We start from the raw sequence: 14,259 nt of genomic DNA on the forward strand, positions 1-14,259 counted from the left end.
CAGGGTTTGCCCAGGCGCGACCCTGAGGTTGCCCTGGGCAACCCCTCAGCCCTTCACGGCGCCGGTGAGCACACCCTTCGCGAAGTGCCGCTGCAGGAACGGGTAGACCAGCAGGATCGGCACGATCGAGACGACCAGGATCGCCATCTGGATCGAGGCCTGCGGCGGCAGCAGCTCGGTACCGAGCTCCGCGCTGCCCAGCTGCGTGTCGTTGATGACGTACGTCCGCAGTACCAGCTGCAACGGCCAGAGCTTGGAGTCGTTGAGGTACAGCAGTGCGGAGAAGAACGCGTTCCAGTACGCCACCGCGTAGAACAGGCCGATCACCGACAGCACCGCCTTCGACAGCGGCAGCACGATGTAGGTGAACGTCTTCAGCTCGCCGGCGCCGTCGATCCGCGCGCTCTCGGTGATCTCGTTCGGCAGGTTCATGAAGAACGCCCGCAGGACGACGACGTTGAACGCGCTGATCATCGTCGGCACGATCAGGGCCCAGATGCTGTCCAGCAGGCCGACGCCCTTCACGGTCAGGTAGACCGGGATGATGCCGGGCGAGAACAGCATGCTGAACAGCACCACCAGCAGGATCGGCCGCCCCGCCGAGAAGCCGGGCCGCGACAGCGCGTAGGCCAGCAGGCACGACACGGTCAGGCTGAGCAGCGTGCCGACGATCGTCACGAAGATGCTGACGAACAGCGCGCGCGTCACCACGCCGCCGGCGAACAACGACTCGTAGGCCGCGAAGTTGATCGACTCCGGCAGCAGCACGAGACCGCCGGCCTCGTTGATCTGCTTGTTCGGCGCGACGCTGGTCGAGATCACCCCGACGAACGGGATGATCACGACCGCACAGAAGATCAGCAGCACGAAGCCTTTGAAGATCCGCATGGGCCAGGACGGCATCGGCACGCCCTGGACGATCTTGCGACTCATCGCTGGTACACCCCCTGCTCGCCGAACATGTGCGCCACCTTGTTCGCCGTCAGCACGAGGATCACGCCGACGATGCCCTTCACCAGGCCGACCGCCGCCGCGACACCCCAGGCGCCGCCGAGTACGCCGTTGTTGTAGACGTACGTGTCCAGTACTTCGCTGACATCGCGGCCGACCGCCTGCTGCTGCAGGATGATCTGCTCGAACCCGACGGTCAGCGAGTCACCGAGCCGCAGGATGAACAGCAGGATGATGATCCCGCGCAGGCCGGGCAGCGTGACGTGCCAGAGCTGCTTCATCCGGCTGGCGCCGTCCACACTCGCGGCCTCGTAAAGCTGCGAGTCGATCTGGGACAGCGCGGCCAGGAACAGGATGGTCGCCCACCCGGTGTCCTTCCAGATGATCTGCGACGTCAGCAGCACGTGGAACAGTTCGGAGTTCCCGATGATGTCGATCGTCGTCAGGTCGTGCGAACGCAGGTAGTTGTTCAGCAGCCCGCTGCCGCCGAGCATCTGCTGGAACAGCGCGACCACGATCACCCAGGACATGAAGTGCGGCAGGTAGAGGATGCTCTGCGCGATCCGCTTGATCCGCTCGGAGAACAGCGAGTTCAGCAGCAGCGCGAGCAGGATCGGCGCCGGGAACACGAAGATCGACTGCAGGCTGGTCAGGATCAGCGTGTTCTTCAGCGCCCGCAGGAACGCCGGGTCGCCGTTGAAGATCACGCTGAAGTTCGCCCAGCCCGACCAGTCGCTGCCGCCGATCCCGAGGAACGGCTGGTAGTCCTTGAACGCGATCACGTTGCCCAGCAGCGGCACGTAGTGGAACAGGACGATCAGTCCGATGCCGGGCAGCGCGAACAACAGCAGGACGCGGTCCCGCAGCAGCCGCCGGCCGAGGCTCAGCTGCTGCTGCGGGCGCGTGGAGGATCGCTGCAACATCACTTCCCTGCCGTGTCGGCGAACGCCTGCTCGAACTCGGTACGCATCTTGTCGCCGCCCGAGGACTTCCAGGTCGCCACGGCCGCCTTCCAGTCCGAGACCGGCTTCTTGCCCTGGACGATCTGGCTCTCCAGGTCGTTCATGGTCTTGGTCAGCTGGGCCTGCTTCTTCGACGCCGTGTCGGAGTACAGCCCGTACGACGCGTCGTACACCAGCCGCTTCTCGAACTTCTGCTGGATCGCGTGCTGCTTCTGCGGGACCTCCGGCTTGCCGGCCCAGTACAGCGCCAGCGTGGAGTCGCTGATGTACTGCAGGCCGATGCCGGTCTCCACGGTGCCGACCTTGGTGGGCACCGGGTCGGTGTCCTTGAGCGTGTAGTGCCGGCCGGCGATGCCGTACTTGCGGAACATGTACTCCTCGGTGCCGAACGGCGCCGCCATCCAGTTCGCGATCTTCAGCAGCGTCTCGGCCGAGTGCTGGCTGTCCTTGTTGAACGACGTGACGTTGTTCAGCGCCGAGCCCATCCACGGCGCGCCCTCGCCGCCGTCGAAGCCCGGGACGTCGAGCATGTTCACGGCGAACGCGTCGCCGGCGCTGTTGTCGGAGTAGTACTGGTTCCAGGCCACGGTGCTGTCGTAGTCGAACGCGGCGATACCGCCGTTGAACCACTGCTTGCGGGCGCTGGACTTGTCGTTGAAGGCGTCCGGGTTCACCACGCCGGCGGCGACCATCTTGCGGCCGGCCTCGAGGGCCTGCTCCTGCGCCTCGTGCTCGTACATCGAGGTGAACTTGCCGCCGTCGGACTTCCAGACGTTCGGGATCCCGAGCATCATCCGGATCACCGACATCGGCACCCGGGTCCAGGCCCACTTGTTCTGCTTGGCCGCGGTCATCTCCTTGGCCAGGTCGAAGAACTCCTGGAAGTTCTTCGGGGCCGGGTCCTTGATGCCCTTGGCGGCGAGCAGGTCCTCGCGGTAGAGCGTGCCCGAGGTACGGGACATGCCGCGCGGCACCGGGACGCCGTAGATCGCGCCGTTGAAGACGCAGCCCTTCCAGAACTCGGTCGGGATGTTCGCCAGGAACGGGTACTTGCTGATCGCGTCGCCGGACAGGTGCTCGGTCAGGTCCATGCACTTGGACTTCACCAGGCCGGGGATCTGCGGGGTGTCGGTCGGGATGTTCAGGATGTCCGGCAGGTCGCCGCCCGCGATCCGGGTGGCGAACTTGTCCTTGTACTCGTCGTTCGACGCCATGCTGATCTGCAGCTCGGAACCGAGCCGCTTGTTCAGCTCCTGCCAGAACTGGTTCCGGTCGGCGGCGGGCGGGATGGCACCGGGGATGTTCGTCATGAACGTGATCGGCTTGCCGTCACCAGGAGCCTCGGCAATCGCCTTCACCGGATTCGCCGGGTACTTCAGGAACCCGTCCAGCACCACGTCGGTGCCCGGCAGGTCCGGCTTGATCTCGCCGTACTTCGTGTACGTCGGCAGCTTCACGGCCGCGTTCGCCGCGGCGGTGTTCTTCTTGTCGGACGCGCACCCCGCCAGCAGCGGCGTACCCGTGACCGCGACAGCGGCGGCGGCCAGACCGCCGCCGAGGAAAGTTCTTCTGCTGACCGGCATGAGGCCTCACTTCCATCGGAGGGCCACACCATGACATAGTACGTCCTATGTCTTCAAGAGTCGGCGCGCCGGAAATCGCCGAGGTCGTCTTCGATCCGGCCGGTAGCGGCTATCACACGTTCCGGATCCCGTCCGTGCTCGCCCGCGACGCGCTGGTGCTGGCCTTCTGCGAGGGCCGGCTGCACGGGTCCGGCGACGCGGGCGAGATCGAGGTCGTCCTGCGCCGGTCCCTGGACGGGGGCCGGACCTGGCTGCCGTTGCAGGTGGTGTCCGCGGTGCCGGGCAAGACCTGCGGCAACCCGGTGCCGCTGTTCGACCCCGCGTCCGGCGACATCGTGCTGGTCACGGTGGAGAACGGCGCGCACGCCGTCGAGATGTCGCTGGCCCGGGGCACCGACCCGGAGTCCGGCCGGCGCGTGTTCGTGCAGCGGTCGTCGGACGACGGCGCCACCTGGAGCCCGACGGTGGAGATCACCCAGCAGGTGAAGCGCGGCGACTGGGGCTGGTACGCGACCGGTCCGTGCCACGGCATCACGCTGCGCTCCGGGCGGCTCGTCGTACCGGCGAACCACTCGTTCGTGCCGTCCGAGCCTGTGGACGACCTGATCCGGCTCAACGGCGGGCACTGCATCTACAGCGACGACGGCGGCCACACGTGGTCGATCGGCTTCGTGGACCGCAACGACGGCGCGGAGATCAACGCCAACGAGACCGCCGTCGCCGAGCTGCCGGACGGCCGGCTGTACTTCAACGCCCGCAACCACCAGGGCACCGGACCGGCCCGCGTGCACGCCTGGTCGTCCGACGGCGGTGAGACCCTCGACGCGCCGTACGCCGGGATTCCCGAGGTCACCGCACCCGGGATCCAGGGCAGCGTGCTCTGCCTGCCGGACGGGCGGCTGCTGCTGTCCACGCCGGTCAACCCCACCTCGCGCCGGGAACTGACCGTCTTCGTCAGCGCCGACTCCGGTGTGTCGTGGGAGCCGGCCCTGGTCGTCCACGAGGCCATGGCCGGGTACTCCGATCTGGTCCTGCTGCCGGACGGCCTGGTCGGCATCTTCTACGAGGCCGGCGAGACCTCGTCCTTCGCGACCTTGCGCTTCACCACATTCACCATCTGAGGTTGGGAGACCCCTTGACCGCATCCGCCCAGTTGACCGGTGTCGTACCTCCGCTGGTCACTCCGCTGACACCTGAGTACGACGTCGACACCGCATCGCTGGCCAGGCTGATCCAGTACCAGCTGTCCGGAGGTGTGGACGGGGTGTTCGTGCTCGGCACCTCCGGCGAGGGCACGTTCCTGACCGACGAGCAGCGACAGGTCGTGCTGGAGACGACTGTCGCCGAGGTAGCCGGACAGGTGCCGGTGCTGGCCGGCGTCATCGACACCTCCACCAACCGGGTCGCGGCACACATCTCTGCCGCACTGAAGGCCGGTGTGGACGCGCTGGTCGCCACCGCACCGTTCTACGCGGCTACGCATCCTGCCGAGATCGAGCGGCATTTCGTGCGGCTGAAGTCGTTCGCGGGCGAGACGCCGCTCTACGCGTACGACATCCCGCCGCGCGCGGGGACGAAGCTTCCGGCGGCCCTGGTGCTGTCCCTGGGCGAGCAGGGCGTGATCGCCGGCGTGAAGGACTCGTCCGGCCAGGAGACGTCGCTGCGGGAGCTGGTCATCTCCCGCCGGGAGAAGGCGCTCGACGGCTTCGCGATCATGACCGGCTCCGAGGTGACCGTCGACTCGTCGCTGGCCTTCGGCGTCGACGGCGTCGTACCCGGTCTGGGGAACGTGGACCCCGCGGGGTACGTGCGGTTGTTCAAGGCGGCGGTCGCGGGTGACGCCGCGGCGGCGCGGGACGAGCAGGACCGGCTGTTCCGGCTGTTCGAGATCATCAACGCCGCGGACCGGTCGCGGATGGGCGCGAGCTCGGCCGCACTGGGCGCGTTCAAGGCCGGGTTGTTCCTGCTGGGCGTGATCGACTGCCCGCTGACGGCGTACCCCTGCATCCCCTTGAGTGACACGGAGCTCGCCGCGATCCGCCCGGTCCTGGACCGCGCCGGATTACACTGAGCGATCTCAGACATTGGGAGGCCGGCAGTGACAACGGGTGGGCTCAGCCGGGCACGCGGTGCGGCGGGAAACCAGTCCTTCATCCGGGACGCGATGAAGTCGTACATCCTGGAGCGCGGGCTGAAGGCGGGTGACCCGCTGCCGAACGAGCAGGAGCTGATGGCCCAGCTCGGCGTCGGGCGGCACCCGCTGCGCGAGGCGATGAAGGCACTGCAGGCGGTCGGCATCATCGAGATCCGGCACGGTTACGGCACGTACGTCGGTGAGGTGAACCTGCAGTCCCTGGAGGACGGGCTCGCCTTCCGGATGTCACAGTCGATGGCCGGCGACCTCCGCGACGTGCAGAACGTCCTGGAGGTCCGCCAGGCCATCGAGGTCGGCCTGGCGGACGACGTCGTCGAATACTTCCGGCAGCACGGGTACGACGCGTTGGAGCCGATCGTCGAACGGATGGAGGCCAAGGCCGCCGAGGGCGAGTACTTCCCCGACGAGGACTGGGCCTTCCACCAGGCGCTCTACGAGCCGCTGGGCAACGCCCTGGTCATCGACCTGCTGTCGGTCTTCTGGAGGACGTTCGCCCAGGTGGACGCCCGCCTCCCCGGCGCCCGCTACACCCCGGCGGACGCCGCCGCCTGGCACCGGGACCTGCTCCGGGCCCTGGAGTCGGGCAACCCGATCAGCTACGCGGACTCGATGAAGTCCCACTTCAACGGCATCCACACCCGTCTAGGCGAATAGGTTCTCCGCGTCCACGATCGTGTAGGCGTAGCCCTGTTCGGCGAGGAAACGCTGGCGGTGGGCGGCGAACTCGGCGTCGATGGTGTCGCGGGCGACGATCGAGTAGAAGCGGGCGGTGCGGCCGTCACCCTTGGGGCGCAGCACGCGGCCGAGGCGCTGGGCCTCCTCCTGGCGGGAGCCGAAGGTGCCGGAGACCTGGATCGCGACCGACGCCTCGGGCAGGTCGATGGAGAAGTTCGCGACCTTGCTGACCACCAGCCGGGTGATCTCGCCGTGCCGGAACGCGTCGAACAGCCGCTGGCGCTCGCGGACCGTGGTCTCGCCCTTGATCACCGGGCACTCCAGCCGCTCGCCCAACTCGTCCAGCTGGTCGATGTACTGGCCGATCACCAGCAGCGGCTCGCCCGCGTGGTGCTCGGCGATCCGCCGGACCAGCTTCGACTTCGCCGGGGTGGACGCGGCCAGCCGGTACCGGTCCTCCGGCTCCGCGGTCGCGTACACGAACCGCTCGGTCTGCTCGAGGTCCACCCGCACCTCGACACAGTCCGCCGGCGCGATCCAGCCCTGTGCCTCGATGTCCTTCCACGGAGCGTCGTACCGCTTCGGTCCGATCAGCGAGAACACGTCGCCCTCGCGGCCGTCCTCACGAACCAGGGTCGCGGTCAGGCCGAGCCGCCGGCGCGTCTGCAGGTCCGCGGTCATCCGGAAGATCGGCGCCGGCAGCAGGTGCACCTCGTCGTACACGATCAGGCCCCAGTCGCGGGCGTCGAACAGCTCCAGGTGCGTGTAGACGCCCTTCCGGCGCGTCGTCATCACCTGGTACGTCGCGATCGTGACCGGGCGGATCTCCTTGCGCGCACCGGAGTACTCGCCGATCTCGTCCTCGGTGAGGCTGGTACGGCGGAGCAGCTCGTCCTTCCACTGCCGTGCGGACACCGTGTTGGTGACGAGGATCAGGGTGGTCGCGGACGCCTGCGCCATCGCGGCCGCGCCGACGATCGTCTTGCCGGCACCACAGGGCAGTACGACGACACCGGAGCCGCCGTGCCAGAACGAGTCGGTCGCCTGCTCCTGGTACGGGCGCAGGTCCCAGCCGTCCTTCACCAGGTCGATCTGGTGCGCCTCGCCGTCGACGTACCCGGCCAGGTCCTCGGCCGGCCAGCCCAGCTTCAGTAGGGTCTGCTTGAGGTGACCGCGCTCCGACGGGTGCACCAGGACGATGTCGTCGTCGATCCGCGCGCCCAGCATGGGCTTGACCTTGTTGCTGCGCAGTACTTCTTCCAGCACGGGCCGGTCGGTCGTGACCAGCACCAGGCCGTGCTGCGGGTGCTTCTCCAGCCGCAGCCGACCGTAGCGGTCGAGGGTCTCGGCGATGTCGACCAGCAGCGAGTGGGGGACCGGGTAGCGGCTGTAGCGCAGCAGTACGTCGATGACCTGCTCGGCGTCGTGACCCGCGGCGCGGGCGTTCCAGAGCCCCAGCGGTGTCAGCCGGTACGTGTGCACATGTTCGGGCGCCCGCTCCAGCTCGGCGAACGGCGCGATCGCCTTCCGGCACTCGTTCGCGTCCACGTGCGCCGTCTCCAGCAACAACGTCTTGTCCGACTGCACGATCAGTGGACCGTCTGTCACCCGCAGCTCCTATCCTCGCCCCGACCCTCCATTGTGCCTCGTGCCTCAAACAGGCCCGGTGGGCCGGCGCTGCGCCTTCATCTCCCGACGCCATCCCGGGTTGCCGCCGGCGGCGAAGACGACGTCGGCCTCGATGTACTTTCTGTAGCCCGCCAGGTCCTCGGTGGCGGATCCCGGCCAGCGCTCCCACGCGTCCAGGAAGCACTGGGCGTAGGTGGTGCCCAGTTGCTCGTCGAGGTACCTGAGCGTGGCCAGCGCTTCCCCTTGGCATTGCGTCTCGAGGCCCTCCGGCTCGACGGGCAAGGTGAGGGCGTGCTCGAGGTAGCGGGAGAGGATCCGGGCATCGGCCTCCGTGCCCAGAGAGGCCAGCGGGGTGCAGTAACTCCAGCCGTGCCCTCGCGGGCGCCCGGCCAGCATGTCGCGTTCGATCCTCGGGCGGAGGTCCGCGCGCTGCCCGGCGGCGATCAGCCAGATCGCTGCCACGCTCGTCCGCCAGCCCGAGTCCAGCATCAGGTTCAGGTGTTTCGCGGGGGCCAGCCGTCCACCTGTCCGGAGCCGGAACTGGTACCAGGCCTGCCGTGGCCGCGGCCAGAGCCAGGCCTTGACGATCAGGGGCCGGTAGCTGCCGGCCCAGAGCGTCATGGCCCAGTAGGCGCGGTTGAAGTCGTCCATCACTCGACGGCTCGGGCGGCGGAGATGCGGTGCAGGGCGTAGGTGCGCGGGCTTTCGGAGTCGTCGTCGTAGGCGGTGAGCCAGCCGTCGGCGACCCGGGACGGTTCGACGATGCGTTCGGTGGAGTGGCCGTTGTGGTCGACGTACGCGATCCAGGTGCGGGTGTGCGCCTCGGCGGCGTTGGTGAGGACAGCGATCGTCTCCGCGGGGGCGGCGGGTTCGACGAGGCCCTCGTCGCCCGGGCGTTCGGCGGCGATGCGGTCGCCGGCGCGGACCTTCTCGATCACGGCCTTGACCTGGTCGTCGGTGAGGTCGAACGCGCTCTCGTTGAAGTCCCGGCCGGTACGACGCCGCGGCGCCTCGCCCCGGCGTGGTGCGCCGGTGACGTGCAGCGCACCGTCGAACGTCTCCGCCAGCGGCGCCAGCCCGGCGTCCCGCAACCGGCTCAGCACCATGTCCGGCGGCGACGGCGACACGACCACCGTCGGCGCCAACCGGCGGAAGCGCACACCGGGCAGGTTCGAGCTGAGCAGCTGGGTGAGGACGTCCTCGTCGTCACAGCGCAGGTACGTCGACGCGGTGCCGAGTCGCAGTACTCCGTGCCGTCGGGCCACGTCGTCGATGAGGTACGCGAGCGGTTGCGGGACCGGAGTACGCGAGTGTTCCGCGAGCCATGCGTGCAACTGGTCCGCAGTACGTCCTAGATCGAAAGCACGGCGTACCGAGCTCTCGCTGAACCTGTAGACCCCGGCGCCGCCGTCGGACTCGACATCTGCCATCGCTGACAGCTCGTCCTGCACGGTGCGGACCAACGGACCAGGAGCGACAGCAGTCAGGTCAGCCTGGAGCAGCACCTCTGACACCGGCTCCGGCATCAGTGGTTTGATCGCCTCGGCCAACTCGTCCGCTGTCGGCTCAGAACCGAGCAGTGGTTGCGCATGCGTGGCCAGCGCACCTAGGCCGGTCAGCCCGAGCAGGGCGGCTTCTGACACGCTCCACTCGACCAGGTCGTCGCGGAACTGCCCGCCACGTCGCGGCCGATGCCACGCCACCCACGTCACCACGGCCTGCGGAGCCGGCGCATTGCCCGCACCAGCCTCGGCCAGCGCCTGCAGCGTGAGTTCACGGATCTCCGGCGCCAGCAATCGCTCCAGGTCCGGGGACAGCGCGTTGATCAGCCGCTCGCGTGCGGACGCAGTACTGCCCGTGCTGTCCCGGCGGCCGATCAGCCCGATCGCCCTCAGGCCGGTGAACCAGGCCATGACCAGCTGGGCCCAGCGGTGCGCGAGGTCTAGCTCCAGCCAGTCGTCGTAGCCACTGGTCGGGAGCCACAGCTCGCTGGTACCTACCTCCACCGCGGCAACGAGTCCAGCGGCGTAGGCCAGCTCCAGCACGGCTGCTGCGGTCTGCTCCTCTGCGCCGATCTTCCCAGCCAGACTGCGTAGCTCGCGGACGCCTATGCCACCAGTACGCAGTACCGGCGGCGGCTCGGTCCCCAGCTGCTCCAGGGCCCGGTCGACCAGCCGCACCAGGTCCAGCGCGGCACCGGCCGCCGCCCGGTCGGCGATCAGTGCCGACACCTTCTTGCCATCCAGCGGCGGCGGCACCGGACGGGTCGACGCCAGCACGCGCCCGCCGCGCAGGTGCAGCCCGATCTGCCGCGGCAGCACCACGGTGTTCGCATCCTTGGGTACGACTAGACCGCGCGCCAGCAACCGCTCCACAGGAGTCCGGGCCGACGCGATCGTCACCGGCCGGTCGGCCTTCTCCACCGAGCCGGTCGGCGGACCCCAGGTCAGCTTGTCGAGGACGGCGCGCGCGTCGGGCCCCGCCTCCTCGATCAGCTTGTCCAGGTCGCCGAAGTGCCGCGTCGTGCTAGGACCGAGCCCTGCCGGTGTCGGTCCCAGAAGCTCGTGTACCGCACGGATCGGCCGCAGGTCGTCCTCGGTGCCCCACACCAGAGCGAGCTCCAGCAGCTCAGCCACCCGCGGCCGGACCACCTCCTCCGGCTGGCCGACACCACGCGCCAACGCCGGCAGATCAACAGGCTCCGGCAGCGCGGACAGCGACTCCAGCAGGTCCACTCCGAACTCGTCCAGCCGGTTGATGGCCCTTGCCGCCGACGCGTTGCTCGTCGCCCGGGCTGCCAGCTGCCCGGTGTCGGCCGGGATAGGCAACGCCAGATCCGGCCGCCGACGCAACAACTCACCGAGCGCGGCATCACCCCAGCCCCGCAACGCCTCTGCGAGGGTACGGGGGCGGCTCGGCTCGGTCGTGCTCATCCCTCCAACGGTACGGGATGCTCGCCGAGGTCGGTCAGGATCCGCGTCACGGTCTCGTCCAGCGCGCTGTCCGGGCCGATCACCGTCTGCTCGACGCCGGGGAGTACGTCGCGCTCGCGGTACCAGTCCCGCATCATGTCCGGGCTGAACTCGTCCCGCCTGTCTCGTGTCCCGTGGCGTACGACGGTCTCCGGGAACGGGATGTCGAAGTAGTAGTGCAGCGTCGTCCCGTGATGGTCGGTGGTGAGCCGTCGGAGCATGTCGCCGTACCGGGCGGCGTCCAGGATGCCTTCCAGGACTACGTCGTACCCGTGGTCGAGGGCGTAGCGGACGGTAGTGTCGATCAGGCCTATGTTCACACCGCCTGGGAGATCGTGCTCGCGGAGCAGGATGCGGCGGAGGTAGTCCTGCTCGATCCACGCCGTACCGCGGCCGAGGCGTTCGCGTAGCGTGCGGGCCGTCGTGGACTTGCCTGAGCCCGAGTTGCCGCGCAGTACGACCAGGCGGGTGCTTGGACTGCCGGTCACTCGGCGGCTCCGGCGCTGCCGATGCGGTGGAAGCCGACGCGTTCGTAGACCGCTGCTACCGCGTCGGTCTCGGCAGACAGGAGTACGAGGTCCACGCCGTGGTCCAACGCGTGTGAGACGAGTGTCGAGGTCACCGCGGCGCCCAGGCCGCGTCGGCGCATGGCCGGGAGCGTGCCGATGCCGACGATCTCGGTCGCGGAGTCGACCGGTTGGTGCGTGCCGGTGGCGACCATCCCGTCGACGGTGAACGCACCCGCGCTGACTGCGACGCCACGGCGTACCCGGTCCTGCAGCGCCGCCACCACGTCGGCGGGCATCTCCGCTGCGGCCGCGTCCCGTTCTGCCGGCCCTGCCTTTCCGACCGCGGTACCCGGCTCACCGAACGCCAGCCCGGCCACAGCACGCGACTGCCGGACCTCCTCCTCGTCAGCGGACAGGATCTCGCAGCGAGCATCAGCCACGACAGGACGGAAGTCGTCGCGCTCCAGCACCAGCAACGGGTGCTCGACCACGGTCAAGCCGGCTGCAACAGCAGCAGCGCCTAGCGAAGGACAGGTCTCGACGACCCACTCGAAACTCAGCGGGATCTCCAGCTCGGCACACCGCTCCCGCACCAGTTCGATGTCACCCGGCTCGATCGTGACACCACTCCCAGGCACAGGTCGCGCGTAGTACGGCCAGACCGTCGTACTGCGGAACAGCGTGAACGGACCGACCTCCTCGGCAACCGCACCTGACAGCGGAACCCGGTGGAGATACTGGTCGACTCCGGTGATCATCGCGACGCAGTGAACCACCCGGACGGGCCAGGCGCCACCGGAAATGTCGAAGTACCGCAACCGGCTCCGACGTCCCGGCTGTCATCATCGGAGACAGAGGAGCGACACATGGACAAGGTGACGTCAGCAGACGGTACGACGATCGCGTACGACCGGCTCGGCAGCGGGCAGCCGCTGATCCTGGTCGCGGGCGCACTGTGCGACCGGCAGGCCCTGCGGCCGCTGGCCGACGAGCTGGCGGGCGACTTCGACGTGGTGACCTACGACCGCCGCGGCCGTGGCGACTCCGGAGACAGCACCTCGTACGCCGTCCAGCGCGAGGTGGAGGACCTCGCCGCGCTGCTCACGGCCCTCGGCGGTACGGCGGCCCTCTACGGGCACTCGTCCGGCGCGGGACTCGCCGCGGTCGCCGCCAGCACCGGGCTGCCGTTCACGAAGGTCGTCCTGCACGAGCCGCCGTACGGACCGGACGACGTGGAGACTTCGGACAACGGCGAGCAGGTCCTCGAGTTGATCCGCGAGGGCCGCAACCGGGAGGCGGTCGAGCTGTTCCTGCTGATGGCCGGCGCGCCGAAGCAGGACGCGCTGGAGATCGCAGCCACCCCGGGCATCGTCGACCTCGCGCCGACCCTCGCCTACGACTTCGCGGTCATGGACCACGGCCTCGACGAGGGCGCCACGCCGGTCGCGCTGCTGCGGTCGATCAAGCAGGAGACGCTGGTCGTCGCCGGCACCGCGTCACCGCCGTTCATGGTCGACGCGGCGCACCGCATCGTCACGATCCTCCCGGCCGCGCGCCACGTCGAGCTCCCCGACCAGCGGCACGTCGTACCGCCGGAGCTGCTCGCCCCGGTGATCGCAGAATTCCTCAGGCGATGATCTCGATCGTCACCTTGTCCGGGTAGAACGCGACGTGCTCGCGGATGTCCGCGACCGCGTCGTACGGCTGCTCGTAGGTCCAGACCGCGTTCACCTGGTCGGGGAGGATCGTGTAGTACGACGCATCGCCCTTGTACGGGCAGTAGGTGTGGTGGTCGGTGCGCTCGAGCTGCGTGAAGTCGACGTCCTTGCGCGGGATGTACTGCACCGCGGGGTAGCTCGCCTCCTGCAGCGACAGCGCGTCCCGGGTGTCCGCGACCACCCGGTCGCCCACCTTCACGACGACCCGGTCCGGGTTCTTCACGACGGTGATCGGATGGTCCGGCCCGGGAATCTTCACAGTCTTGTCCGCCATGAACAGTGCCAACCCCGCGCGGCGCGGCCGCATTCCCCGGTTCCGTCAGTCGGTCGTCAGCTCGACGACCAGGCACGGGCCGCCGTCGAAGGCGCCGCCGTCGATGCCCAGCGCGAGGCCGTCGGCGTACAGGTGCGGGCCGGTCAGGAACTGCGGGTCGATGCCGAGCTGGTCGGCGACGATGCTGTGGCCGTGCACGATCCGGCGGCCGCCGAGGTGCTGGAGCAGGATGCCCGCCACCTCCGGGCCGCTCGGGCCGCGGAACGCGTACCGCGACGTCGTGCGGCGCCAGATCTCCCACCACACCTCGATGTCGTCGGAGTGCAGTTCGGACCGGGCCGCGGTGTTGATCTGGTCGATCGTGTCGCCCCACTCGACGTACTCCGCGGTGTCGGAGTGCATCAGCAGGTGGTCGGCGTCCAGGCCGAGCATCGGCCGGTCGAGCAGCCAGGCCACGTCGTCGTCGGTGAGCAGCTCCTGGTCGCGGTCCTGGCCGCCGTTCAGCACCCAGGAACGCTCGAAGCTGCGCAGCGTGATCCCGTCGTGCGGGACGAACGTGTCGCCGAACTTGTGCATGCCGAGCGCGAGGATCTCGTGGTTGCCGAGCAGCATCCGGATCGCGCCCTCCGGCGCCTGCGCGATCAGGCCGCGGACGTAGTGCAGGACGCCGATGCCGTCCGGGCCGCGGTCGAAGAAGTCGCCGAGGAACCACAGCCGGGCGTCGGCCCCGGCCCAGTTGCCGTCGGCATCGGTGAGACCGGCCGCGTGCAGCGCCGGGACCAGCTTCTCCAGGTGGCCATGGACGTCGCTGACGGCGTACACCCTGGTCAT

The 14,259-nt window shown here is 68.9% G+C and carries 14 protein-coding genes; 4 read left to right on the plus strand and 10 right to left on the minus strand.

Annotation, left to right across the window (positions count from 1 at the left end; translation table 11 throughout):
* Positions 1-45: 45 nt before the first annotated feature.
* From ABN611_RS18335 to ABN611_RS18345, 3 genes are read right to left on the minus strand one after another with little or no spacing between them, the layout of a single operon-like run.
* Positions 46-933, minus strand: a complete 888-nt coding sequence (locus tag ABN611_RS18335; RefSeq protein ID WP_350281091.1) for a carbohydrate ABC transporter permease — start codon at positions 931-933, stop codon at positions 46-48.
* Complete coding sequence (locus ABN611_RS18340) at positions 930-1,874, minus strand: ABC transporter permease subunit (protein WP_350281092.1); 945 nt, start codon at positions 1,872-1,874, stop codon at positions 930-932. The genes ABN611_RS18335 and ABN611_RS18340 overlap by 4 nt, the downstream gene beginning before the upstream one ends.
* Positions 1,874-3,496 carry an extracellular solute-binding protein gene (locus ABN611_RS18345; RefSeq protein ID WP_350281093.1) on the minus strand — a complete coding sequence of 541 codons (1,623 nt, stop codon included), beginning with the start codon at positions 3,494-3,496 and terminating at the stop codon, positions 1,874-1,876. The genes ABN611_RS18340 and ABN611_RS18345 overlap by 1 nt, the downstream gene beginning before the upstream one ends.
* A 47-nt stretch (positions 3,497-3,543) precedes the next feature.
* Here ABN611_RS18345 and ABN611_RS18350 point away from each other — a divergent pair, with 47 nt between their 5' ends.
* Genes ABN611_RS18350 through ABN611_RS18360 form a run of 3 tightly spaced genes read left to right on the plus strand, consistent with a single transcriptional unit; the run spans position 3,544 to position 6,305 of the window.
* Positions 3,544-4,617: a sialidase family protein gene (locus tag ABN611_RS18350; protein WP_350281094.1), complete on the plus strand. Its 1,074-nt coding sequence runs from the start codon at positions 3,544-3,546 to the stop codon at positions 4,615-4,617.
* Between the two features lie 14 nt (positions 4,618-4,631).
* The gene (locus tag ABN611_RS18355; protein WP_350281095.1) at positions 4,632-5,567 is read left to right on the plus strand and encodes a dihydrodipicolinate synthase family protein; all 936 of its coding nucleotides are present in this window, start codon (positions 4,632-4,634) and stop codon (positions 5,565-5,567) included.
* A gap of 27 nt (positions 5,568-5,594) precedes the next feature.
* Positions 5,595-6,305 carry an FCD domain-containing protein gene (locus tag ABN611_RS18360; protein WP_350281096.1) on the plus strand — a complete coding sequence of 237 codons (711 nt, stop codon included), beginning with the start codon at positions 5,595-5,597 and terminating at the stop codon, positions 6,303-6,305.
* Here ABN611_RS18360 and ABN611_RS18365 read toward each other — a convergent pair.
* Genes ABN611_RS18365 through ABN611_RS18385 form a run of 5 tightly spaced genes read right to left on the minus strand, consistent with a single transcriptional unit; the run spans position 6,294 to position 12,194 of the window.
* Positions 6,294-7,934, minus strand: coding sequence for a DNA repair helicase XPB (locus ABN611_RS18365; protein ID WP_350281097.1), 1,641 nt, complete (start codon positions 7,932-7,934; stop codon positions 6,294-6,296). The genes ABN611_RS18360 and ABN611_RS18365 overlap by 12 nt on opposite strands.
* Positions 7,935-7,979: 45 nt before the next feature.
* Entirely contained in the window at positions 7,980-8,606 is a 627-nt protein-coding gene (locus ABN611_RS18370) for a DUF6000 family protein (RefSeq protein WP_350281098.1), read from the minus strand.
* Complete coding sequence (locus tag ABN611_RS18375) at positions 8,606-10,888, minus strand: helicase-associated domain-containing protein (protein WP_350281099.1); 2,283 nt, start codon at positions 10,886-10,888, stop codon at positions 8,606-8,608. The genes ABN611_RS18370 and ABN611_RS18375 overlap by 1 nt, the downstream gene beginning before the upstream one ends.
* On the minus strand, positions 10,885-11,415 hold the full coding sequence (locus ABN611_RS18380) for a kinase (RefSeq protein WP_350281100.1): 531 nt from the start codon (positions 11,413-11,415) through the stop codon (positions 10,885-10,887). The genes ABN611_RS18375 and ABN611_RS18380 overlap by 4 nt, the downstream gene beginning before the upstream one ends.
* Positions 11,412-12,194, minus strand: coding sequence for a GNAT family N-acetyltransferase (locus tag ABN611_RS18385; RefSeq protein WP_350281101.1), 783 nt, complete (start codon positions 12,192-12,194; stop codon positions 11,412-11,414). Before ABN611_RS18385 ends, ABN611_RS18380 begins: the two co-directional genes overlap by 4 nt.
* A gap of 108 nt (positions 12,195-12,302) precedes the next feature.
* Between ABN611_RS18385 and ABN611_RS18390 the strand changes: the two genes are divergently transcribed.
* Entirely contained in the window at positions 12,303-13,073 is a 771-nt protein-coding gene (locus ABN611_RS18390) for an alpha/beta hydrolase (RefSeq protein WP_350281102.1), read from the plus strand.
* On the opposite strand, the gene ABN611_RS18395 is transcribed toward ABN611_RS18390, so the two are convergent.
* Positions 13,063-13,428 (minus strand): DUF427 domain-containing protein, encoded by a 366-nt coding sequence (locus ABN611_RS18395; RefSeq protein ID WP_350281103.1) that lies wholly within the window; start codon positions 13,426-13,428, stop codon positions 13,063-13,065. The two genes, ABN611_RS18390 and ABN611_RS18395, sit on opposite strands and share 11 nt — an antisense overlap.
* A gap of 45 nt (positions 13,429-13,473) precedes the next feature.
* Positions 13,474-14,259 carry a metallophosphoesterase gene (locus ABN611_RS18400; protein WP_350281104.1) on the minus strand — a complete coding sequence of 262 codons (786 nt, stop codon included), beginning with the start codon at positions 14,257-14,259 and terminating at the stop codon, positions 13,474-13,476.

The sequence above is a fragment of the Kribbella sp. HUAS MG21 genome, from assembly GCF_040254265.1.
Classification (GTDB): Bacteria; Actinomycetota; Actinomycetes; order Propionibacteriales; family Kribbellaceae; genus Kribbella.

Bases quoted from the DNA above. Each gene is read 5' to 3' on its own strand.
- ABN611_RS18335 (WP_350281091.1), bottom strand. From the start codon at position 933: ATGAGTCGCAAGATCGTCCAGGGCGTGCCGATGCCGTCCTGGCCCATG.
- ABN611_RS18340 (WP_350281092.1), bottom strand. From the start codon at position 1,874: ATGTTGCAGCGATCCTCCACGCGCCCGCAGCAGCAGCTGAGCCTCGGC.
- ABN611_RS18345 (WP_350281093.1), bottom strand. From the start codon at position 3,496: ATGCCGGTCAGCAGAAGAACTTTCCTCGGCGGCGGTCTGGCCGCCGCC.
- ABN611_RS18350 (WP_350281094.1), top strand. From the start codon at position 3,544: ATGTCTTCAAGAGTCGGCGCGCCGGAAATCGCCGAGGTCGTCTTCGAT.
- ABN611_RS18370 (WP_350281098.1), bottom strand. From the start codon at position 8,606: ATGGACGACTTCAACCGCGCCTACTGGGCCATGACGCTCTGGGCCGGC.
- ABN611_RS18375 (WP_350281099.1), bottom strand. From the start codon at position 10,888: ATGAGCACGACCGAGCCGAGCCGCCCCCGTACCCTCGCAGAGGCGTTG.
- ABN611_RS18385 (WP_350281101.1), bottom strand. From the start codon at position 12,194: ATGATCACCGGAGTCGACCAGTATCTCCACCGGGTTCCGCTGTCAGGT.
- ABN611_RS18390 (WP_350281102.1), top strand. From the start codon at position 12,303: ATGGACAAGGTGACGTCAGCAGACGGTACGACGATCGCGTACGACCGG.
- ABN611_RS18395 (WP_350281103.1), bottom strand. From the start codon at position 13,428: ATGGCGGACAAGACTGTGAAGATTCCCGGGCCGGACCATCCGATCACC.
- ABN611_RS18400 (WP_350281104.1), bottom strand. From the start codon at position 14,259: ATGACCAGGGTGTACGCCGTCAGCGACGTCCATGGCCACCTGGAGAAG.